Genomic DNA, 23,400 nt, shown 5'->3' on the forward strand with positions numbered 1-23,400 from the left:
AAACGCGCCGTAAGAGCGCCAGAAAAAAGAAGGTTTCCTGATGGTGGAACAGCGTCGTTTGGTAAGTACGGAATGGGTGGATATTGTGAATGAAGACAACGAAGTCATCGCACAGTCCAGCCGGGAACAAATGCGGGCGCAGCGCTTACGCCATCGTGCGACGTATATCGTGGTGCACGATGGTATGGGTAAAATTCTGGTTCAGCGTAGGACTGAGACAAAAGATTTTTTGCCCGGCATGCTGGATGCCACCGCTGGCGGTGTTGTTCAGGCTGACGAGCAGCTACTGGACTCAGCGCGCCGTGAAGCGGAAGAGGAGTTGGGGATTGCGGGCGTGCCGTTTGCCGAGCACGGTCAGTTTTATTTTGAAGACCAGAACTGTCGCGTCTGGGGCGGGCTGTTTAGCTGCGTTTCCCACGGGCCGTTTGCGCTTCAGGAAGAAGAGGTCAGTGAAGTTTGCTGGCTGACGCCGGAAGAAATCACCGCACGCTGCGACGAATTTACGCCGGACTCACTGAAAGCGCTGGCGCTGTGGATGACCCGCAACGCCAAGAATGAAGGGGCGAAAGCCGAAAAGCAGGAAGAAGCCGAGTAACGTCTGCTCATCCGGCCTACAGCGTCGAGAAATCACGTAGGCCGGGCAATCATTTTTTAATGGTAACCCATTATCTGCGCCCCAATCACCACCACGCTGGACATAATAAACAGCAGGCCCAACAGCGTGGCGCCTACTTTCAGCCAGTTACGAAAATCCACCCGACAAACGCCTAACGTTGCCATCAATGATGCCGACGTCGGATAGATAATGTGACTGAATCCGTCGCCAAACTGGAAGGCCAGTACGGTGACCTGACGGTTTACGCCAACCAGATCGCCCAGCGGCGCTAATAGCGGCATGGTCAATGCAGCCTGGCCAGAACCGGACGTGACGAAGAAATTAAATACCGCCTGGAACAGCAGCATAAACCATGCAGCGATAGCGTTATCCAGCCCGCTGATACCGTTGGCGATGCTGTGCAGCAGGGTATTTAATACGCTGGCTTCGCCCGCCTCTCCGTTACCGACCAGCAATAATATGCCCTTGGCGAAACCGACCAGCAGAGCGGGAGCAATCATCATTCGCGCGCCTTCAGTGAATGAAGATGCCATAACGTTGACCGTCATACCGTTGAGACGGAACACGACGCCGATAATGCCAATCACCAGTCCCATCGTGAAGAACTGGCTGGCGATCTCAGGAATAAACCACGCGTTGACGATAACGCCCCAGACGACCCAAATCATCACCGCCGTCAGTACCAGCAGCACCAACCAGTCGCCCAGCGTGAAGCGGCGTTCTACAACCTCGTCCTGCTGCTCGCGAAAAAAACGGTCTGACTCATGTACCCGGGAGAGAAGCGGATTTCTTTTGATGCGTGCTGCGTAGGCCAGGGTGAAGGTCAGCCCTATCAGGGTCGCAACGACCCACACGACGATACGCAGACCAGAACCAGAGAGCACCGGGACGCCTGCAATACCCTGTGCGACCACCACGCAGAACGGGTTCATCCATGAACTGGCAAAACCAATCTGGGTGGCGATATAAGTGACCAGAACGGTGGTGATACTGTCGTAACCTAAGCGTACCATCAAAGGCGCGATAATAATGGCAAAGGCGACCGCCTCTTCGCCCATGCCAAACACCGCGCCGCCTAATGAGAAGAGAACAAACAGCACCGGGATAAACAGGACCTCGTTACCTCGCGTATGGCGAATGAGCGCCAGGATACCGTTATCAATGGTTCCGGTACGCATAACGATGCCGAATGCGCCGCCAATCACCAGCATAAACATAATAATGCCGACGGCGGTGCCGAATTTAGAGCCGGAGGTTAATCCTTCAAACGGAAAATTCATCAGGCCAGGGCGTTCATCTCCGGTGGTGAAAAACTGCACCCGGTGATACTGCTCTTCACCCGCATCGTTGGTCAGAATACGAAAAGAGTGGGGGTCGACAACGTTACGGGTTTTGGTTTGCCCATCAACCTGATACTGCACTTCCTGGCTGTCGAACATCCCGACCGGAACAACCCATGTCGCCAGGCTGGTTAAAATGGCGACGAAAAAAATAATCACCAGCGTATCGGGCATCGCCCATTTTTTGGCTGGCTGTGATTCTGTGACTGCTGACATGAAAGACTGTCCCTGTTGCAATGCAAAAGAGAGTAAGTATGCAAACAGAAGAATAGTTATTCATTGATGCAGCGCATCCTGGCAAATATTTCAGAATGTACCAAAGAAAAAACAGATATAAAAAAACCGGAAATATCAGCTATTTCCGGTTTGATAAGCAGAGGTGTTGCCGGATAAGAGATCCGGCACACCGCAGCAAATTACTTCTGCTGCTGGGAAGACTGGATCGCGGTCAGGGCGATGGTATAGACGATATCGTCTACCAGCGCGCCACGGGACAGGTCGTTCACCGGCTTGCGCATACCCTGCAGCATTGGCCCGATGGAGATCAGGTCGGCAGAACGCTGTACCGCTTTGTAGGTGGTGTTACCGGTGTTCAGATCCGGGAAGATGAACACGGTAGCGCGACCTGCAACCGGCGAGTTCGGCGCTTTGGATTTCGCTACGTCAGCCATAACCGCAGCGTCGTACTGCAGCGGACCGTCGATCATCAGGTCAGGACGTTTTTCCTGCGCCAGACGAGTCGCTTCGCGAACTTTCTCTACATCGCTACCTGCACCAGAGGTACCGGTGGAGTAGGAAAGCATCGCAACGCGCGGTTCGATACCGAAGGCGATGGCGGATTCAGCGGACTGAATGGCGATTTCTGCCAGTTGTTCAGCAGTCGGATCCGGGTTGATCGCGCAGTCACCGTAAACGTAAACCTGTTCCGGCAGCAGCATGAAGAACACGGAAGACACCAGCGAGCTACCCGGCGCAGTTTTGATCAACTGCAGCGGTGGACGAATGGTGTTTGCGGTAGTGTGAACGGCACCAGAAACCAGACCGTCAACGTCGTCCTGCTCCAGCATCAGGGTACCGAGAACCACGTTGTCTTCCAGTTGTTCGCGGGCAACGGTTTCGGTCATGCCCTTGTTCTTACGCAGCTCAACCAGGCGAGCAACGTAGCTTTCGCGAACCACATCGGGATCAACGATTTCTACGCCAGCGCCCAGCTCAACGCCCTGAGAGGCCGCAACGCGGGTGATCTCATCCGGGTTACCCAACAGAACGCAGGTAGCAATACCGCGTTCAGCACAGATAGCAGCCGCTTTAACGGTACGCGGTTCGTCGCCTTCCGGCAGAACAACACGTTTGCCCGCTTTACGCGCCAGCTCGGTCAGCTGATAACGGAACGCCGGTGGAGACAGACGACGGCTGCGTTCAGAAGTCGCGGTCAGAGATTCAATCCAGTCAGCGTTGATGTAGTTAGCAACGTATTCCTGAACTTTTTCGATGCGCTCGTGATCGTCAACCGGAACTTCCAGGTTGAAGCTCTGCAGGCTCAGAGAGGTCTGCCAGGTATTGGTGTTCACCATGAATACCGGCAGGCCGGTAGCGAATGCACGTTCGCACAGTTTGTTGATGCGCGCGTCCATTTCGTAGCCGCCGGTCAGCAGCAGAGCACCGATTTCTACGCCGTTCATAGCAGCCAGACATGCTGCAACCAGCACGTCAGGACGGTCGGCAGAAGTCACCAGCAGAGAACCTGCGCGGAAGTGCTCCAGCATGTGCGGAATGCTGCGTGCGCAGAAAGTCACAGACTTCACGCGACGGGTGTTGATATCGCCTTCGTTAACGATGGTAGCGTTCAGGTGACGCGCCATATCGATTGCACGGGTAGCGATCAGATCGAAGCTCCATGGCACCGCGCCCAGAACCGGCAGCGGGCTGGATTCTTGCAGTTTAGCCGGATCCACTTTGATCACCTGCGCTTTGGAAGAGTCGTCGAAAATCTCGGACAGATCCGGGCGAGTACGGCCCTGGTCATCAACCGGCGCGTTCAGTTTGTTAACGATAACGCCAGTGATGTTGGTGTTTTTCGCGCCGCCGAAGCTGCTGCGAGTCAGTTCAATACGCTCGTTCAGCTGTTCCGGGGTATCGGTACCCTGAGACATCACGAAGACGATTTCCGCATTCAGCGTTTTCGCGATTTCGTAGTTCAGAGACTGCGCGAACTGATGCTTACGTGTTGGGACCAGGCCTTCAACCAGTACAACTTCAGCATCTTTGGTGTTCGCGTGGTAATTCGCGATGATCTCTTCCATCAGCACATCTTTCTGATTGCTGGACAGCAGAGATTCAACGTGGCTCATCTTCAGCGGCTCAGCAGCTGGCAGGTTAGAGTTCGCACGAACGATAGTGGTAGTCTGGTCTGGCGCATCGCCACCGGCACGAGGCTGAGCGATGGGCTTAAAGACGCTCAGACGAACGCCTTTGCGTTCCATAGCACGGATCACGCCGAGGCTGACGCTGGTCAGGCCGACGCTGGTTCCGGTAGGGATCAGCATAATAATACGGGACACGGTTTATCCTCTTTCGTTACCGCCCATTTCAGGCGGGTTACAAAACAGCACCGCCAGCTAGGCTGGCGGTGTGAAATCAGGCAGTCAGACGGCTCGCGTCTTGCGCGATAACCAGTTCTTCGTTGGTTGGGATAACCACCGCAGGACGGGTACCTTCTTTGTTGATGAAACCAGATTTGCCGAAACGTGCGGCCAGGTTACGCTCGTGGTCAACTTCAAAGCCCAGAACGCCCAGTTTGCCCAGAGACAGTTCACGAACCATCGCTGCGTTCTCACCAATACCACCGGTGAAGACAACCGCATCCAGACGACCATCCATCAGCGCAGTGTAAGAACCGATGTACTTCGCCAGACGGTGGCAGTAAACGTCCATTGCACGTTTAGCGTCTTCTTTGGTTGTGTAGTTATCTTCAACATAACGGCAGTCGCTGGTGACTTCGGTCAGACCCAGCAGGCCGGATTCTTTGGTCAGCATTTTGTTGATCTGGTCAACGCTCATGCCCAGGGTGTCGTGCAGGTGGAAGATGATCGCCGGGTCGATGTCACCGGAACGTGTACCCATCACCAGACCTTCCAGCGGGGTCAGGCCCATGGAGGTATCAACACATTTACCGTTACGGATAGCAGATACAGAACCGCCGTTGCCCAGGTGGCAAGTGATGATGTTCAGTTCATCAACCGGTTTGTTCAGCATTTTTGCCGCTTCCTGAGTAACAAAGAAGTGGCTGGTGCCGTGCGCGCCGTAACGACGAACGCCGTGTTCTTTGTACAGGCTGTACGGCAGAGCATAGAGGTAAGACTCTTCCGGCATAGTCTGATGGAACGCGGTGTCGAACACAGCGACGTTTTTGTCTTTCAGGCTTGGGAAGGATTTCAGCGCTTCTGCGATACCGATCAGGTGAGCCGGGTTATGCAGCGGTGCGAAAGAGGCAGAATCTTTGATGCCCTGGATAACGGAATCATCGATAACCACAGAGCTGGTATACTTCTCGCCGCCGTGTACGATACGGTGACCGATAGCGGTCAATTGCGCAGACAATTCTGGTTTTTGTGCCAGAATAGTGTTAACGATAAAGTTCAGCGCTTCACTGTGAGCGGCGCCTGCACCTAAAGCCGCTTCTTGTTTACCGCCGTCCATTTTCCACTTGATGCGTGCTTCTGGGAGATGGAAACATTCGGCTAAACCAGAGAGGTATTCTTCACCGTTTACTGCATCGATGATGGCAAATTTCAGTGAGGAGCTACCGCAGTTCAGAACCAGTACTAACTTACTCGACATGGAAGTACCTATTTATGATACGTGGCTAAAAAAACGTCAGGGAGTCATAGAGCGTAGCGCATGATGACACCGACGTTTATGATTAACATCATGCGCCAGAGTCTTTTTGGGCACGATGGAATAAATACCTTTGAGTCTATGTCATTTTGCGTATTTTTCAGCCAGTGGCATACTGTATGCCAATTTGACGACTCAATGATTTTGGACTAAAGGCCTTACAGGCCGGCACAGGATACCTGAATGTGGGTATCAAAGACAAAATGTTTTGAACGATGTCCTTTATAGTTGTTGTTTTGCACAAATTTTTTAATTTTTATATGTGAAGTTGAGGTAACCGCCATGTCGACACCGGATAATCGTTCCGTCAATTTTTTTAGTTTGTTTCGCCGGGGGCAGCACTATGCGAAGACGTGGCCAATGGAAAAGCGCCTCGCGCCCGTATTTGTTGAGAACCGCGTCATCCGTATGACGCGTTACGCAATCCGTTTTATGCCGCCCATCGCTGTTTTCACCTTATGCTGGCAAATTGCTTTAGGCGGGCAGTTGGGACCCGCCGTGGCGACGGCGCTGTTTGCGCTCAGTCTGCCGATGCAGGGCATGTGGTGGCTGGGTAAGCGTTCTGTCACGCCGCTGCCGCCTTCAATACTCAACTGGTTCTACGAAGTTCGGGGTAAATTGCAAGAGGCCGGACAGGCGCTCGCTCCGGTAGAAGGAAAGCCTGATTATCAGGCGCTGGCTGACACGCTTAAGCGCGCCTTCAAACAACTGGATAAAACTTTCCTTGATGATTTGTAATTGACCCCTGATTACGCATATAAAAGAAGGCATCAAGATGCCTTCTTTTTTTTCATCGTAGTAGTAGTGATACAGGAGTCCCAAATGGAAATGACCAACGCTCAACGTCTGATTTTGTCTAACCAGTACAAAATGATGACTATGCTCGATCCCACTAACGCCGAGCGTTATCGTCGTTTGCAGACGATTATTGAACGCGGTTACGGCTTGCAGATGCGCGAGCTGGATCGTGAGTTTGGTGAGCTGACGGAAGAAACCTGTCGTACGGTTATCGATATTATGGAGATGTATCACGCATTACATGTGTCCTGGACTAATCTAAAAGACGCGCAGTCTATTGATGAGCGCCGCGTGACCTTCCTCGGCTTTGACGCTGCAACGGAAGCCCGTTTCCTCGGGTATGTACGGTTTATGGTCAATGTGGAAGGGCGTTATACCCACTTTGATGCGGGTACGCATGGCTTCAACGCCCAGACCCCGATGTGGGAAAAATATCAACGTATGCTGAATGTCTGGCACTCTTGCCCGCGCCAGTATCACCTGAGCGCGAATGAAATTAACCAAATCATTAATGCCTGAGGGGGCGAGCGTGCAGTGCAAAGGTTTTCTGTTTGATCTGGATGGAACGCTGGTCGATTCCTTACCCGCAGTAGAGCGCGCGTGGTGCAACTGGGCCGATCGTTTTGGCCTCGATCACGCCGAGGTGCTCGGCTTTATTCATGGTAAGCAGGCCATTACCTCCCTGCGACACTTTATGGTGGGCAAGTCCGAGGCGGAGATCGCTGCGGAGTTCACCCGCCTGGAGCAGATCGAAGCGACGGAAACCGCGGGGATCACCGCGCTGCCAGGGGCGGTTGACTTGCTCAACCATCTCAACAACGCGGGCATTCCATGGGCGATTGTGACTTCCGGTTCAATGCCGGTCGCACGGGCGCGTCATCGTGTCGCAGGACTTCCTGCTCCTGAAGTGTTTGTCACTGCCGAACGGGTAAAAAGAGGTAAGCCAGAGCCAGACGCCTATCTGTTAGGCGCTCAGCTACTGGGCCTGGCGCCACAGGAATGCGCGGTAGTCGAGGATGCGCCCGCAGGGGTGCTCTCGGGACTAGCGGCAGGGTGCCATGTAATAGCGGTAAATGCGCCAGCGGACACGCCGCGTCTGGATGAGGTCGATTTTTCGCTGACCAGTCTGGAACATATTTCTGTGACCAAGCAGCCCAACGGAAATGTGGTCGTTGTAAGAAATACCTGATCATGATTTAGCCCCAGATTGTTGGGGCTTTTTTATGGCAGAATCGCTCCATCCCTCTCATTTAACAAGGATATGTTGTGAACGGTGAATTGATATGGGTTCTCTCATTGTTGGCGATTGCCGTCGTCTTGTTTGCAACTGGCAGAGTGCGTATGGATGCGATCGCTTTGCTGGTCATTATTGCCTTTGTTCTGAGTGGAACATTGAGCATCACAGAAGCTTTTTCCGGGTTCAGCGATCCTAACGTTATTTTGATCGCGGCATTATTTATTATCGGCGACGGTCTGGTGCGTACCGGAGTGGCGACGGTGATGGGGGCCTGGCTGGTGAAGGTCGCCGGCAGCAGTGAAGTCAAAATGCTGGTGTTGCTGATGATAACCGTGGCCGGGCTCGGTGCGTTTATGAGTTCGACCGGCGTGGTTGCTATCTTTATACCGGTTGTCTTAAGCGTTTCCATGCGCATGCAAATTTCTCCCTCGCGCCTGATGATGCCGCTGAGCTTTGCCGGATTGATAAGCGGTATGATGACGCTGGTGGCGACACCGCCAAACCTGGTCGTCAACAGTGAGTTGTTACGCGAAGGACTTAACGGCTTCAGCTTTTTTAGCGTCACTCCGCTGGGGCTGGTGGTTCTGGTGCTTGGCATAATTTATATGCTGCTGATGCGCTTTATGCTGAAGGGCGAAGACTCCGGGCAGCCGGGAGACGGTTGGAAACGCCGGACTTTTCGCGATTTAATCAAAGAGTATCGCCTCACGGGGCGTGCCCGCCGTCTGGCGATTCGCCCTGGTTCACCGATGATTGGCCAGCGTCTGGACGACCTGAAGCTGCGTGAGCGTTACGGAGCAAACGTGATTGGCGTGGAGCGCTGGCGGCGCTTTCGTCGCGTGATTGTTGATGTTAACGGGGTCTCTGAATTTCGCGCCCGTGACGTGCTGCTGATTGATATGTCTGCAGCGGATGTCGATCTGCGAGAATTTTGCAGTGAGCAACTGCTGGAGCCGATGGTGCTGCGCGGGGAATACTTCTCCGAGCAGGCGCTTGATGTGGGCATGGCCGAGATCTCACTGATCCCTGAATCGGAACTGATTGGCAAAACGGTACGGGAGATAGCCTTTCGTACGCGTTACGGTCTGAATGTGGTCGGCCTGAAACGCGATGGTACGGCGCTGGCAGGCGCGGTGGTGGATGAACCGTTGCTGATGGGGGATATCATTCTGGTGGTGGGTAACTGGAAGCTCATTACACTGCTGGGACAAAAAGGGCGCGACTTCGTGGTGTTGAACATGCCGGCTGAGGTCAGTGAAGCCTCCCCGGCGCACAGTCAGGCGCCGCATGCCATTTTCTGCCTGGTGCTGATGGTGGCCCTGATGCTTACCGATGAAATTCCTAATACGGTTGCCGCAATTATCGCCTGCCTGCTGATGGGGAAATTCCGCTGTATCGATGCCGAAAGCGCCTATAAAGCGATTCACTGGCCGAGCATTATTTTGATCGTCGGGATGATGCCCTTTGCACTGGCGCTACAAAAAACCGGCGGTGTCGATCTGGTAGTAAAAGGACTGATGGACGTCGGCGGCGGGTATGGCCCGTACATGATGTTGGGTTGCCTGTTCGTCCTGTGCGCGAGCATCGGGTTATTTATCTCAAATACTGCGACGGCGGTACTCATGGCGCCAATTGCCCTGGCGGCGGCAAAGTCGATGGGGGTTTCGCCGTATCCTTTTGCAATGGTGATTGCAATGGCGGCATCCGCAGCCTTTATGACACCAGTCTCTTCGCCGGTGAACACGCTGGTGCTGGGGCCGGGTAACTACAGCTTTAGCGATTTCGTGAAAATTGGCGTGCCGTTTACGGTGATCGTGATGGCGGTGTGCGTGGTGATGATCCCGATGCTGTTCCCGTTTTGATTTTTATGTGCCGGATAAGACGTTGACGTCGCCATCCGGCAACATCGTTTAAAGCGGTGAATCCTGGCTGATCTCATCTAATGAGAGGTGAAAGCTCGGGACAAACACCTCCATAAAATAATCCATCTCTTCGCTGCGCCGCGACTCCAGCGTTTTTTCCAGTCGCGTTTTCGCCAACAAGAACTCATTATTGCCCGCCGAAAGTTCTTCCAGACACTTCAGATAAGCGCACAGCGCATCGGCCTGTTTGACGGTAGATTTCTCTTCTTCGCTGTAAGCATGTTCATCAATCAGCGGAGCAAAAATATCGCGCAGCTCATCGGGAACCATATCGACCAGCTTTTGCTGGGCAATTTTCTCTATCGCTTTATATTCCTGGGCGATTTGTGAGTTGAAGTATTTTACCGGGGTAGGGAGGTCACCGGTCAGCACCTCTGAAGCGTCATGGTACATTGCCAACAGGGCAATGCGCTCTGCATTAAGCTGACCACCAAATTTACGGTTTTTGATCGCGGCCAGCGCATGAGCGACCATGGCGACTTGCAAACTATGCTCGGACACATTTTCGGTGCGCACGTTGCGCATCAGCGGCCAGCGGTTAATGAGCTTCAGGCGGGAGAGGTGGGCAAAAAAATGGCTCTGCTTCATAACGACCCTTATATGATGGCAACCTAAGAGTCATTGTGCGCAGAGAAGGCTGTCAGATGCAAATACTCGTCATACTGATCCAACAGCCCGTGTTTTATTACAGCTGGTGATACCCTGACAGGAAGCGCTCAAATTTACTCAGCGACATTTCGATATCGTCAATGCGCGGGAGCGTGACGATGCGGAAATGATCCGGCCACGGCCAGTTGAACGCGGTCCCCTGAACCAGCAGCACTTTTTCCTGCAACAGGAAGTCGAGCACCATTTTCTGGTCGTCATGAATGTTGAAGCGTTTAGCGTCGATTTTTGGGAACATATACAGCGCGCCGCGCGGTTTCACGCAAGAGACGCCGGGAATATCATTGAGTAACTCCCAGGCGCGGTTGCGTTGTTCATACAGGCGCCCGCCAGGCATGATAAATTCACTGATGCTCTGGTATCCGCCCAGCGCGGTCTGAATCGCATGTTGCGCCGGAACGTTAGCACATAAGCGCATAGAGGCCAGCATCTCAAGACCTTCGATGTACCCCTTGGCATGTTTCTTCGGCCCGTTCAGCACCATCCAGCCCTGACGGAAACCGGCAACGCGATAGGTTTTTGACAGGCCGTTGAAGGTAATAGTCAGCAGGTCCGGCGCCATCGCGGCGATCGAGTGGTGTTCAGCATCATCGTAGAGAATTTTGTCGTAAATCTCATCCGCAAAAATGATGAGGTTGTTCTGGCGAGCAATTTCAACAATCTCCATCAGCAACTCTTTGGAATACACAGCGCCGGTTGGGTTGTTGGGGTTAATGATGACGATCCCACGCGTACGCGGGGTAATTTTGGCGCGAATGTCGTCAAGGTCCGGGAACCAGTCAGATGATTCGTCACACAGGTAATGCACGGCGTTACCGCCGGAGAGCGATACCGCTGCCGTCCACAGTGGATAATCAGGCGCCGGAACGAGCATTTCGTCCCCACTGTTCAGCAATGCCTGCATGGCCTGCACAATCAATTCGGAAACGCCGTTACCGATATAGATATCTTCCACGGTCACATCGCGCATCCCGCGGGCCTGGTAATGCTGCATGATCGCTTTACGGGCTGAATAAAGACCTTTGGAGTCGCAATATCCTTGCGCTGTTGGCAAATTGCGGATCACATCAACCAGAATTTCGTCTGGCGCTTCAAACCCGAATGGCGCCGGGTTGCCGATGTTAAGTTTCAGAACTTTATTGCCTTCTTCTTCCAGGCGCTTTGCTTCCTTCAGAACCGGGCCGCGAATGTCATAACAGACGTTTTCTAATTTGCTGGATTTTTCAATGGGGGACATGAACGTTGACCTTTTTAGCTGTGAATGCCACTCCCTGCCGTGGAAGTCAGCCCAGCACAATGTACTCCCACGACGGTAAGTTTTGAAGGGTCTTTAGTAGAAGATTTTGAAAATCCATGAAGTTATAATTAACTGTTAATAACTAAATAACGCAATTATCATGAAATAATAATCTGGGGAATTGTATTATATTGGTGATATGTTTTGTAGTGTTGGTTTGAGTGTGGTGGTTTGTCTGGTCAAAAAAACTTAACTCTGTAAAGCAAAAGATCGCCGACACATAAGCGGTATGACGTCATTCGAAAATACTGAGGTTTTATCTGCGAGGGCTGTTATCGGCCTGATCCGTGCGTGGTACGGTGTGAATTCATTGTTAAGTATAATTAATGAATTGAAGGATTCTTAATTAATTATTATTTAATATTTAAATCGCATTAAATTGAATGGCCTAATAATACGAAAACCGCAGGTCAGACATAACCTCAGGTAGACTCGAATTATTCGCGATAACACTTATAAATATAGTGGTTTTAGGTTAAGATAAGTCTCATGAAATGGTGCGTAGTACGAATTTTACGATAATTCAAATGTTTGTTGGTTGTTCCTAACGTACTGAAAAGTTAGTTTTTAATGTGTAAATTATTGTTCGTTAAGTTTTTTTTAAATTTACAAAATTTACATGTTTTCCATTAGTCAGAATCATCCAGCAGCTAAAAATATGGCCCTTTCTCGTTGCTATATTCCGATGAGTGTCACGGTTATTATATAGCGTAGAAAGAGAATTGTTTCGTTTGTTAAACCAAATACATCCTTATTTTCACTTGGTTACACTAAGCGAAACTGCAAGGAAGGCAGATAACAAATGGAGTGGTTTGATTCTGAATGCACAGCATTAACCCGGTATGACCCGCGAGTAAGTGAAAAACTATGATAAATGCAAATCGTCCGATAATTAACCTCGACCTCGATCTGCTGAGAACCTTCGTTGCTGTTGCCGACCTGAATACCTTCGCGGCTGCGGCAGCTGCGGTATGTCGCACTCAGTCTGCGGTGAGTCAGCAAATGCAGCGTCTTGAGCAACTCGTGGGGAAAGAGTTGTTCGCGCGTCATGGACGCAACAAACTGCTGACCGAACATGGTATACAGCTGTTGGGTTACGCCAGAAAAATATTGCGTTTTAATGATGAGGCATGCTCATCATTAATGTTTAACAATCTTCAGGGAGTGTTAACTATTGGCGCTTCTGATGAATCCGCCGATACGATACTGCCTTTCCTGCTCAACCGTATAAGCTCGGTTTATCCGAAGCTTGCATTGGATGTAAGGGTCAAGCGCAACGCCTATATGGTGGATATGCTGAAGTCGCAAGAAGTGGATTTGGTGGTAACGACTAACCGTCCGGGCGATTTTGAATGCCTGAATCTGCGCACTTCGCCGACGCACTGGTATTGTGCGGCCGAATATATCCTGCAAAAAGGTGAGCCGGTCCCGTTGGTGCTGTTGGACGATCCGAGCCCGTTCCGCGATATGGTGTTGGCAACGCTGAATGCTGCGCAGATCCCGTGGCGCTTAGCGTATGTTGCTTCAACATTGCCTGCGGTTCGTGCTGCGGTCAAAGCCGGTCTGGGCGTTACTGCGCGTCCCGTTGAAATGATGAGCCCTGATTTACGCGTACTGGGCGCGGCGGACGGATTACCGCCATTGCCTGATACCGAGTATCTGTTGTGCTGCGATCCGGCTACGCAAAATGATTTAGCTCAGGTGATCTTTAACTCGATGCAGACATATCAAAATCCTTGGCAATACAATCAGTTTACCCCCGAAGGGGGAGATGATTCGCTCCTTATTGAAGGCGACTTCGAGTAACGCGTCACAAAAAACGTTTTAAAATGTAAGTGTAAAAAAAGAGCCGCTAATGATGAAAAAACATCCAGCGGCTCTTTTTTTATGCAAATAACATTGGTTTATGTCATTTGCTATACTAAAACTTAACAAAATCAGCGGGTAAAAAAACAGCCAGCAAATAGGGTGAAAAATAATCAGCAGAAGTGTTAATTGTTTCCATGTTAAAAAACTAGAGAAATTGTTGCTGTTTTTTATGGTGAATTAACAAAAGCGTGTCACAGATCAAGAAAATACTCCCATTTAGGGGGAGGCATTAGTGTGAATTCCTGTCAAAATAGACGAGTATTATCTTTTTTACTTCACTACGGACACGATTCAACAACATTAAAAAAGACCGATGATGCAACCGAAATGGCTGTAAACAGCACTTTATGTTAATGAGGTTGGAGTAGTGTAAAATAATGTGAGGAAACTTTTGTTAAAGTTGACAAAAGGTTATAGAAAGGAGTAAAAAACCCCATCAATTGGCTGTATAAAATGGTTTTCTACAGTGATTGTAAGGTTTTTTTTATTCCTCCCCATGAATCGATGTGGCGTTCATCTGCCGAAAAGAGCAGAGAATTTGGCGCTACTTTTGATGAGTAAGCAATGAGTATGTCAACATCCACTGAAATCATCGCTCATCACTGGGCATTCGCTATCTTTCTTATTGTCGCCATTGGCCTGTGCTGCCTGATGCTCGTCGGCGGCTGGTTTTTAGGTGGTCGCGCGCGCGCGAGATCTAAAAACGTGCCGTTTGAATCAGGTATCGACTCGGTCGGCACCGCCCGCTTGCGCCTGTCTGCCAAGTTTTATCTGGTAGCCATGTTCTTCGTTATCTTCGACGTTGAAGCGCTGTATCTGTTCGCATGGTCAACATCTATCCGTGAAAGCGGTTGGATTGGCTTTGTGGAAGCTGCAATTTTTATTTTTGTGTTACTGGCTGGTCTGGTTTATCTGGTGCGTATTGGCGCGCTGGACTGGACGCCCGCGCGTTCACGCCGCGAGCGTATGAACCCGGAAACGAACAGTATCGCTAATCGTCAACGCTAACCGCGAGGCATTAAGATGGATTATACGCTCACCCGCATAGATCCTAACGGTGAGAACGACCGTTACCCCCTGCAAAAACAGGAGATCGTAACCGACCCCCTGGAGCAAGAAGTTAATAAAAACGTGTTCATGGGCAAGCTCCATGACATGGTTAACTGGGGCCGTAAAAACTCAATTTGGCCATATAACTTTGGCCTTTCCTGCTGCTACGTTGAGATGGTGACCTCGTTTACCGCTGTGCACGATGTGGCCCGTTTTGGTGCGGAAGTACTGCGTGCATCGCCGCGTCAGGCTGACCTGATGGTCGTGGCTGGAACCTGCTTTACCAAAATGGCACCGGTTATTCAGCGCCTCTACGATCAGATGCTGGAACCAAAATGGGTTATTTCCATGGGCGCATGCGCCAACTCCGGCGGTATGTACGACATCTATTCTGTGGTGCAGGGCGTTGATAAATTTATTCCGGTCGATGTGTACATCCCGGGATGCCCGCCGCGTCCAGAAGCGTATATGCAGGCTCTGATGCTGCTGCAGGATTCCATTGGCAAAGAACGCCGTCCGCTCTCCTGGGTGGTTGGGGATCAGGGTGTTTATCGCGCCAATATGCAGTCAGAACGCGAGCGTAAACGCGGTGAACGTATTGCTGTAACGAATCTTCGTACACCAGACGAGATTTAATTTGCGCCTGTCGGCAGCCGCACTTCCTTCGCTTATCACTACATAAATAGCGCGAAGCACTGCCGACTACCACGGACCATTTACAATGGTGAACAATATGACCGACTTAACCGCGCAAGATGCTGTATGGCAAACACGGGATCACCTTGATGACCCGGTCATTGGCGAACTGCGCAACCGTTTTGGGCCGGATGCCTTTACCGTTCAGGCGACTCGCACCGGGGTACCCGTTGTTTGGGTCAAGCGTGAACAATTACTGGAAGTTGGCGATTTCTTAAAGAGACTGCCGAAACCTTACGTCATGCTGTTTGACTTACATGGCATGGACGAACGTCTGCGTACGCACCGCGAAGGGTTACCTGCCGCGGATTTTTCCGTTTTCTATCACCTGATTTCTATTGAACGCAATCGCGATATCATGCTCAAGGTGGCGTTGTCTGAAAACGATCTGCGTGTACCGACGTTTACCAAACTGTTCCCCAACGCCAACTGGTATGAGCGTGAAACCTGGGAAATGTTTGGTATCGATATCGAAGGCCACCCGCATCTGACGCGTCTGCTGATGCCGCATACCTGGCAAGGCCACCCGCTGCGTAAAGATTACCCGGCGCGTGCGACCGAATTCGATCCGTTTGAGCTGACCAAAGCCAAACAGGATCTGGAAATGGAAGCGCTGACCTTTAAACCCGAAGACTGGGGCATGAAGCGTGGTACCGAAAACGAGGACTTCATGTTCCTCAACCTCGGCCCTAACCACCCATCTTCTCACGGCGCGTTCCGTATTGTGCTGCAGCTTGATGGCGAAGAAATCGTCGACTGCGTGCCTGACATCGGCTACCACCACCGTGGCGCTGAAAAGATGGGTGAACGTCAGTCCTGGCACAGCTACATTCCGTACACTGACCGTATCGAATATCTCGGCGGCTGCGTCAACGAAATGCCTTACGTACTGGCGGTTGAAAAACTGGCGGGCATCACCACGCCGGATCGCGTCAACGTGATTCGCGTTATGTTGTCTGAATTGTTCCGTATCAACAGCCACCTGCTGTACATCTCCACGTTCATTCAGGACGTCGGCGCGATGACGCCGGTTTTCTTCGCCTTTACCGATCGTCAGAAAATTTATGACGTGGTGGAAGCGATCACCGGTTACCGTATGCACCCGGCCTGGTTCCGTATCGGCGGTGTCGCACACGATCTGCCGCGCGGTTGGGACAAGCTGCTGCGTGACTTCCTCGACTGGATGCCAAAACGTCTGGATTCCTACGAGAAAGCTGCACTGCGTAACACCATCCTGAAAGGTCGTTCCCAGGGCGTTGCCGCCTATGGCAAGAAAGAAGCGCTGGACTGGGGTTGTACCGGTGCTGCGCTGCGTGCGACCGGTATTGATTTCGACGTGCGTAAAGCCCGTCCATACTCTGGCTACGAAAACTTTGACTTTGAAGTTCCGGTTGGCGGCGGCGTGTCTGACTGCTATACCCGCGTAATGCTGAAAGTTGAAGAGCTGCGCCAGAGTCTGCGCATCCTTGAGCAGTGCCTCAACAACATGCCGGAAGGCCCGTTCAAAGCGGATCACCCGCTGACTACGCCGCCGCCGAAAGAGCGCACGCTGCAACATATCGAAACCCTGATCACCCACTTCCTGCAGGTTTCGTGGGGACCGGTTATGCCGGCAAACGAGTCCTTCCAGATGGTGGAAGCGACCAAGGGTATCAACAGTTACTACCTGACCAGCGATGGCAGCACCATGAGTTACCGTACTCGTATCCGTACCCCGAGCTATGCGCACCTGCAGCAGATCCCGGTAGCGGTACGCGGCAGCCTGGTGTCCGACCTTATCGTCCATCTGGGTAGTATTGATTTTGTTATGTCAGATGTGGACCGCTAATTATGCACGAGAATCAACAACCACAAACCGAGGCTTTTGAGCTGAGTGCGGCTGAGCGTGAAGCGATTGAGCACGAGAAGCACCACTACGAAGACCCGCGTGCGGCGTCCATTGAAGCGCTGAAAATCGTTCAGAAGCAGCGTGGCTGGGTGCCGGACGGGGCGATCTATGCGATCGCGGATGTGCTGGGTATCCCGGCAAGCGACGTAGAAGGTGTTGCCACGTTCTATAGCCAGATCTTCCGCCAGCCGGTAGGTCGCCACGTGATCCGCTATTGCGATAGCGTGGTGTGCCATATCAATGGTTATCAGGGGATCCAGGCTGCGCTTGAGAAAAAACTCAACATCAAGCCGGGGCAGACGACCTTTGATGGTCGCTTTACGCTGCTGCCGACCTGCTGCCTGGGGAACTGTGATAAAGGGCCGAACATGATGATCGATGACGACACTCATGCTCACCTGACCCCGGAAGGCATTCCTGAACTGCTGGAGCGGTATAAATGAAAGATATTATCCGTACTCCCGAAACACATCCGCTGACCTGGCGTCTGCGTGATGACAAACAGCCAGTCTGGCTGGACGAATACCGTAGCAAAAACGGTTACGAAGGTGCGCGTAAGGCCCTGACCGGCCTGTCACCGGACGAAATCGTCAATCAGGTAAAAGACGCTGGCCTGAAAGGGCGCGGCGGCGCGGGCTTTTCCACCGGTCTGAAGTGGAGCCTGATGCCGAAAGACGAATCCATGAACATCCGTTACCTGCTGTGTAACGCCGATGAAATGGAACCGGGCACCTATAAAGACCGCCTGCTGATGGAACAACTGCCGCACCTGCTGGTGGAAGGCATGCTGATTTCCGCGTTTGCGCTGAAAGCGTACCGTGGTTACATCTTCCTGCGCGGTGAATATATCGAGGCGGCTGTGCATCTGCGCCGCGCGATTGCCGAAGCAACCGAAGCCGGTCTGCTTGGCAAAAACATCATGGGCACCGGTTTCGACTTCGAACTGTTTGTCCATACCGGGGCAGGGCGTTACATCTGCGGTGAAGAAACCGCGCTGATCAACTCCCTCGAAGGTCGTCGCGCTAACCCGCGTTCCAAGCCGCCGTTCCCGGCAAGCTCTGGCGCATGGGGTAAGCCGACCTGCGTTAACAACGTCGAAACCCTGTGTAACGTACCGGCCATCCTCGCCAACGGCGTGGAGTGGTATCAGAACATCTCGAAGAGCAAAGATGCGGGCACCAAGCTGATGGGCTTCTCCGGTCGTGTGAAGAACCCTGGCCTGTGGGAACTGCCGTTTGGCACCACTGCGCGTGAGATCCTCGAAGACTACGCGGGCGGTATGCGTGATGGCCTGAAATTCAAGGCCTGGCAGCCGGGCGGCGCGGGAACCGACTTCCTGACCGAGGCGCATCTTGACCTGCCGATGGAGTTCGAAAGCATCGGTAAAGCAGGCAGCCGTCTGGGTACTGCGCTGGCAATGGCCGTTGACCACGAGATTGGCATGGTACCGCTGGTGCGTAACCTCGAAGAGTTCTTCGCCCGCGAGTCCTGCGGCTGGTGTACGCCGTGCCGTGACGGTCTGCCGTGGAGCGTGAAAATTCTGCGTGCGCTGGAGCGTGGCGAAGGCCAGCCTGGGGATATCGAGACACTTGAGCAACTGTGTCGTTTCCTCGGCCCGGGTAAAACCTTCTGTGCACACGCACCGGGTGCGGTGGAGCCGCTGCAGAGCGCCATTAAATATTTCCGCGAAGAATTCGAAGCTGGCATCAAGCAGACCTTCAGCAATACCCACGCTATTGGTGGTATTCAGCCGAACCTGCTGAAAGAGCGCTGGTAATTGCAGGTTACCCCCTGCATCGCGATAAGTAATTCGATTAACGCTTAGTCCCTGACTAAGCCAACTGGAAGCATGCTGACTATGGCTACGATTCATGTAGACGGCAAAGAATATGAGGTCAACGGAGCGGACAACCTGCTGGAAGCTTGTCTGTCTCTCGGCCTTGATATTCCGTACTTTTGCTGGCACCCGGCGCTGGGCAGCGTCGGTGCTTGCCGCCAGTGTGCGGTGAAGCAATATCAAAACGCGGAAGATACGCGTGGTCGCCTGGTGATGTCTTGTATGACACCAGCCACCGAAGGCACCTTTATTTCTATTGATGACGAAGAAGCGAAACAGTTCCGCGAAAGCGTTGTGGAGTGGTTGATGACCAACCACCCGCACGACTGTCCGGTCTGCGAAGAGGGCGGTAACTGCCACCTGCAGGATATGACCGTCATGACCGGTCATAGCTTCCGTCGCTATCGCTTCACGAAGCGTACGCACCGCAACCAGGACCTGGGGCCGTTCATCTCTCACGAAATGAACCGCTGTATCGCCTGCTATCGCTGCGTACGTTACTACAAAGATTACGCCGATGGCGCGGATCTGGGCGTGTATGGCGCGCATGACAACGTCTACTTCGGTCGCCCGGAAGACGGTACGCTGGAAAGCGAATTCTCCGGTAACCTGGTCGAGATTTGCCCGACCGGCGTGTTCACCGATAAAACGCACTCCGAGCGCTACAACCGTAAGTGGGACATGCAGTTTGCGCCGAGCATCTGCCAGCAGTGTTCTATTGGCTGTAACACCAGCCCGGGCGAGCGCTACGGTGAATTGCGTCGTATCGAAAACCGCTACAACGGTACCGTTAACCACTACTTCCTCTGCGACCGTGGTCGTTTTGGCTATGGTTACGTGAACCTGAAAGACCGTCCGCGTCAGCCGGTACAGCGTCGTGGCGATGATCTGATCACGCTCAACGCCGAACAGGCGATGCAGGGCGCGGCAGATATTCTGCGCCAGTCGAAGAAAGTGATTGGTATCGGCTCCCCGCGTGCCAGCGTTGAAAGCAACTTCGCGCTGCGTGAACTGGTCGGCGCGGATAACTTCTATACCGGTATCGCCCAGGGTGAGCAGGAACGTCTGCAACTGGCGCTGAGCGTGCTGCGTGACGGCGGTATTCATACCCCGGCGCTGCGCGAAATCGAATCCTACGATGCGGTGCTGGTGCTGGGCGAAGACGTCACCCAGACCGGCGCGCGCGTTGCGCTGGCGGTGCGTCAGGCGGTGAAAGGTAAAGCACGTGAAATGGCGGCGGCGCAGAAAGTGGCCGACTGGCAGATTGCGGCAATCCTTAACATCGGACAGCGCGCTAAGCACCCGCTGTTTGTGACTAACGTCGATAATACTCGTCTGGATGATATCGCTGCATGGACCTACCGTGCGCCGGTTGAAGATCAGGCGCGTTTAGGTTTCGCTATCGCCCACGCGCTGGATAACAACGCCCCGGCGGTTGACGGTATCGATCGTGACCTGCAGAACAAAATTGACGTGATCGTTCAGGCATTAGCCGGAGCGAAGAAACCACTGATTATTTCCGGCACCAACGCCGGTAGCGCCGAAGTAATTCAGGCTGCTGCCAACGTGGCGAAGGCGCTGAAAGGTCGTGGCGCTGACGTCGGCATTACCATGATTGCGCGCTCTGTTAACAGCATGGGTCTGGGTATGATTGGCGGTGGTTCTCTTGACGATGCGCTGACCGAGCTGGAAACAGGTCGTGCTGACGCCGTTGTGGTGCTGGAAAATGACCTGCATCGCCATGCTTCAGCAACGCGTGTTAATGCCGCGCTGGCGAAAGCGCCGCTGGTACTGGTTGTTGACCATCAGCGTACAGCAATTATGGAAAACGCCCACCTGGTGCTTTCCGCCGCGAGCTTTGCCGAAAGCGATGGGACGGTGATTAACAACGAAGGCCGCGCGCAGCGCTTCTTCCAGGTCTATGACCCTTCCTACTACGACAGCAACACCGTGATGCTGGAAAGCTGGCGCTGGCTGCACTCGCTGCACAGCACCGTGCAGAGCCGTGAAGTGGACTGGACGCAGCTCGACCATGTTATCGACGCGGTTGTTGAGAAGCTGCCGCAATTGGCTGGGATCAAAGATGCCGCGCCGGATGCAAGCTTCCGTATCCGTGGACAGAAACTGGCGCGTGAGCCGCACCGCTACAGCGGTCGTACCGCGATGCGGGCTAACATCAGCGTCCATGAACCTCGTCAGCCGCAGGATAAAGACACCATGTTCGCCTTCTCGATGGAAGGGAACAACCAGCCGTCTGCGCCGCGTTCACAAATTCCGTTTGCCTGGGCTCCGGGCTGGAACTCCCCACAGGCGTGGAACAAGTTCCAGGATGAAGTGGGCGGTAAACTGCGTCATGGCGATCCGGGCGTGCGTCTGATTGAAGCCTCTGCGGGCGGTATGGATTACTTCACTACCGTTCCGGCGAGCTTCGAAGCTCAGGATGGTCAGTGGCGTATCGCGCCGTACTACCATCTGTTTGGTAGCGACGAATTGTCCCAGCGTGCGCCGGTCTTCCAGACCCGTATGCCGCAGCCGTACATCAAACTTAACCCGGCAGACGCCGCGAAGTTGGGTGTTAATGCCGGTACCCGTGTTTCTTTCAGCTACGATGGCAATACGATCACGCTGCCGGTTGAAATCGCTGAAGGATTAACGGCAGGGCAGGTTGGTTTACCGATGGGTATGCCTGGCATCGCGCCGGTTCTGGCAGGTGCGCGTCTTGAGGATCTGCAGGAGGCACAACAATGAGTTGGATTACACCCGATCTGATTGAGATCCTGCTGAGCATTCTCAAAGCGGTGGTGATTCTGCTGGTGGTGGTCACCTGCGGGGCATTCATGAGCTTTGGCGAACGTCGTCTGCTGGGTCTGTTCCAGAACCGTTACGGGCCGAACCGTGTTGGCTGGGGCGGTTCGCTCCAGCTGGTTGCGGACATGATCAAGATGTTCTTTAAAGAAGACTGGATCCCGAAATTCTCGGATCGCGTCATCTTTACCCTGGCGCCGATGATCGCCTTTACCTCGCTGCTGCTGGCTTTCGCCATCGTGCCGGTGAGCCCAAACTGGGTTGTTGCTGACCTGAACATCGGCATCCTGTTCTTCCTGATGATGGCAGGTCTCGCGGTATACGCGGTACTGTTCGCTGGTTGGTCGAGCAACAACAAATACTCGCTGCTGGGGGCGATGCGTGCTTCTGCGCAGACGCTGAGCTACGAAGTGTTCCTCGGACTGTCCCTGATGGGCGTGGTGGCGCAAGCCGGTTCATTCAACATGACCGACATCGTCAATAACCAGGCTGATATCTGGAACGTTATTCCGCAGTTCTTTGGTTTTGTCACCTTTGCCATCGCGGGCGTGGCGGTATGTCACCGTCACCCGTTTGACCAGCCAGAAGCCGAACAGGAACTGGCCGACGGTTACCACATTGAATATTCCGGTATGAAATTCGGTCTGTTCTTCGTGGGCGAGTACATCGGTATCGTCACCATTTCTGCACTGATGGTTACCCTGTTCTTCGGTGGCTGGCATGGCCCGTTCTTACCGCCATTCGTCTGGTTCGCGCTGAAAACCGCGTTCTTCATGATGATGTTCATTTTGATTCGTGCGTCGTTACCGCGTCCTCGTTATGACCAGGTAATGTCCTTCGGCTGGAAAGTCTGTCTGCCGCTGACGCTCGTCAACTTGTTGGTAACGGCGGCTGTCATTCTGTGGCAGGCGCAATAAGGGACACAAAGACCATGACCTTAAAAGAATTGTTCGTAGGTTTCGGCACCCAGGTACGCAGTATCTGGATGATCGGCCTGCATGCGTTCGCGAAACGCGAAACGCAGATGTACCCGGAAGAGCCGGTCTATCTCCCGCCCCGTTTTCGTGGTCGTATCGTTTTGACCCGCGACCCGGACGGTGAAGAGCGCTGCGTTGCCTGTAACCTGTGCGCGGTAGCATGTCCGGTAGGCTGTATCTCTCTGCAAAAAGCAGAGACCAAAGACGGCCGCTGGTATCCGGAGTTTTTCCGCATTAACTTCTCACGCTGCATTTTCTGCGGCCTGTGCGAAGAAGCCTGTCCGACAACGGCTATTCAGCTGACTCCAGATTTCGAGCTGGGTGAGTACAAGCGCCAGGACCTGGTTTACGAGAAAGAGGATCTGCTGATCTCCGGTCCGGGCAAATACCCGGAATATAACTTCTACCGGATGGCAGGTATGGCAATCGACGGCAAAGATAAGGGCGAAGCAGAGAACGAAGCCAAGCCTATCGACGTCAAGAGCCTGTTACCGTAAGGAGAGGG

The 23,400-nt window shown here is 53.0% G+C and carries 19 protein-coding genes; 14 read left to right on the forward strand and 5 right to left on the reverse strand.

Annotated features, from left to right (window positions below):
* The first annotated feature begins 40 nt into the window (after positions 1-40).
* Positions 41-595, forward strand: coding sequence for an NUDIX hydrolase YfcD (gene yfcD, locus ICA20_RS07735; RefSeq protein WP_038642318.1), 555 nt, complete (start codon positions 41-43; stop codon positions 593-595).
* Positions 596-651: 56 nt separating this feature from the next.
* Here yfcD and yfcC read toward each other — a convergent pair whose 3' ends face one another.
* The 3 genes from yfcC to ackA all read right to left on the reverse strand — a co-directional run bounded on the left by yfcC (position 652) and on the right by ackA (position 5,796).
* A complete protein-coding gene (gene yfcC, locus ICA20_RS07740) occupies positions 652-2,172 on the reverse strand; it encodes a putative basic amino acid antiporter YfcC (RefSeq protein WP_038642316.1) in 1,521 nt (506 codons plus the stop codon).
* Positions 2,173-2,372: 200 nt separating this feature from the next.
* Entirely contained in the window at positions 2,373-4,517 is a 2,145-nt protein-coding gene (gene pta / locus ICA20_RS07745; protein ID WP_038642314.1) for a phosphate acetyltransferase, read from the reverse strand.
* A gap of 76 nt (positions 4,518-4,593) precedes the next feature.
* Entirely contained in the window at positions 4,594-5,796 is a 1,203-nt protein-coding gene (ackA, locus tag ICA20_RS07750; RefSeq protein ID WP_006683648.1) for an acetate kinase, read from the reverse strand.
* Between the two features lie 339 nt (positions 5,797-6,135).
* Between ackA and yfbV the strand changes: the two genes are divergently transcribed.
* The 4 genes from yfbV (at position 6,136) to ICA20_RS07770 (ending at position 9,750) form a co-directional block, all read left to right on the forward strand.
* Positions 6,136-6,591: a terminus macrodomain insulation protein YfbV gene (gene yfbV / locus ICA20_RS07755; protein WP_038642312.1), complete on the forward strand. Its 456-nt coding sequence runs from the start codon at positions 6,136-6,138 to the stop codon at positions 6,589-6,591.
* 84 nt (positions 6,592-6,675) lie between these two features.
* On the forward strand, positions 6,676-7,170 hold the full coding sequence (locus ICA20_RS07760) for a YfbU family protein (protein WP_038642310.1): 495 nt from the start codon (positions 6,676-6,678) through the stop codon (positions 7,168-7,170).
* A complete protein-coding gene (locus ICA20_RS07765; RefSeq protein ID WP_129694839.1) occupies positions 7,163-7,840 on the forward strand; it encodes a sugar phosphatase in 678 nt (225 codons plus the stop codon). Before ICA20_RS07760 ends, ICA20_RS07765 begins: the two co-directional genes overlap by 8 nt.
* 77 nt (positions 7,841-7,917) lie before the next feature.
* Positions 7,918-9,750 (forward strand): SLC13 family permease, encoded by a 1,833-nt coding sequence (locus ICA20_RS07770; RefSeq protein WP_038642308.1) that lies wholly within the window; start codon positions 7,918-7,920, stop codon positions 9,748-9,750.
* Positions 9,751-9,798: 48 nt separating this feature from the next.
* Here the strand turns inward: ICA20_RS07770 and yfbR are convergent, their stop codons facing one another.
* Positions 9,799-10,398 carry a 5'-deoxynucleotidase gene (yfbR, locus tag ICA20_RS07775; RefSeq protein ID WP_038642306.1) on the reverse strand — a complete coding sequence of 200 codons (600 nt, stop codon included), beginning with the start codon at positions 10,396-10,398 and terminating at the stop codon, positions 9,799-9,801.
* Between the two features lie 97 nt (positions 10,399-10,495).
* On the reverse strand, positions 10,496-11,713 hold the full coding sequence (gene alaA / locus ICA20_RS07780; protein ID WP_005129483.1) for an alanine transaminase AlaA: 1,218 nt from the start codon (positions 11,711-11,713) through the stop codon (positions 10,496-10,498).
* Between the two features lie 927 nt (positions 11,714-12,640).
* On the opposite strand from alaA, the gene lrhA reads away from it, so the two are divergent.
* The 9 genes from lrhA (at position 12,641) to nuoI (ending at position 23,392) form a co-directional block, all read left to right on the forward strand.
* Positions 12,641-13,579: a transcriptional regulator LrhA gene (gene lrhA, locus ICA20_RS07785; RefSeq protein ID WP_038642304.1), complete on the forward strand. Its 939-nt coding sequence runs from the start codon at positions 12,641-12,643 to the stop codon at positions 13,577-13,579.
* A gap of 627 nt (positions 13,580-14,206) precedes the next feature.
* The gene (nuoA, locus tag ICA20_RS07790; RefSeq protein ID WP_003028077.1) at positions 14,207-14,650 is read left to right on the forward strand and encodes an NADH-quinone oxidoreductase subunit NuoA; all 444 of its coding nucleotides are present in this window, start codon (positions 14,207-14,209) and stop codon (positions 14,648-14,650) included.
* A gap of 15 nt (positions 14,651-14,665) precedes the next feature.
* Complete coding sequence (gene nuoB, locus ICA20_RS07795; protein ID WP_003028075.1) at positions 14,666-15,328, forward strand: NADH-quinone oxidoreductase subunit NuoB; 663 nt, start codon at positions 14,666-14,668, stop codon at positions 15,326-15,328.
* A gap of 85 nt (positions 15,329-15,413) precedes the next feature.
* Positions 15,414-17,216 (forward strand): NADH-quinone oxidoreductase subunit C/D, encoded by a 1,803-nt coding sequence (nuoC, locus tag ICA20_RS07800; RefSeq protein ID WP_006683659.1) that lies wholly within the window; start codon positions 15,414-15,416, stop codon positions 17,214-17,216.
* Positions 17,217-17,218: 2 nt separating this feature from the next.
* Positions 17,219-17,719 (forward strand): NADH-quinone oxidoreductase subunit NuoE, encoded by a 501-nt coding sequence (nuoE, locus tag ICA20_RS07805; protein ID WP_006683660.1) that lies wholly within the window; start codon positions 17,219-17,221, stop codon positions 17,717-17,719.
* Positions 17,716-19,053 (forward strand): NADH-quinone oxidoreductase subunit NuoF, encoded by a 1,338-nt coding sequence (gene nuoF, locus ICA20_RS07810; protein ID WP_003839356.1) that lies wholly within the window; start codon positions 17,716-17,718, stop codon positions 19,051-19,053. The genes nuoE and nuoF overlap by 4 nt, the downstream gene beginning before the upstream one ends.
* Positions 19,054-19,134: 81 nt before the next feature.
* Positions 19,135-21,861 carry an NADH-quinone oxidoreductase subunit NuoG gene (nuoG, locus tag ICA20_RS07815; protein WP_038643275.1) on the forward strand — a complete coding sequence of 909 codons (2,727 nt, stop codon included), beginning with the start codon at positions 19,135-19,137 and terminating at the stop codon, positions 21,859-21,861.
* Positions 21,858-22,835, forward strand: coding sequence for an NADH-quinone oxidoreductase subunit NuoH (gene nuoH, locus ICA20_RS07820; protein ID WP_003028063.1), 978 nt, complete (start codon positions 21,858-21,860; stop codon positions 22,833-22,835). The genes nuoG and nuoH overlap by 4 nt, the downstream gene beginning before the upstream one ends.
* A 14-nt stretch (positions 22,836-22,849) precedes the next feature.
* Positions 22,850-23,392, forward strand: coding sequence for an NADH-quinone oxidoreductase subunit NuoI (gene nuoI / locus ICA20_RS07825; RefSeq protein WP_003028062.1), 543 nt, complete (start codon positions 22,850-22,852; stop codon positions 23,390-23,392).
* Positions 23,393-23,400: the final 8 nt, after the last annotated feature.

This window comes from Citrobacter sp. C5_2 (assembly GCF_014596845.2).
In the GTDB taxonomy this organism is placed as follows: Bacteria; Pseudomonadota; Gammaproteobacteria; order Enterobacterales; family Enterobacteriaceae; genus Citrobacter; species Citrobacter werkmanii.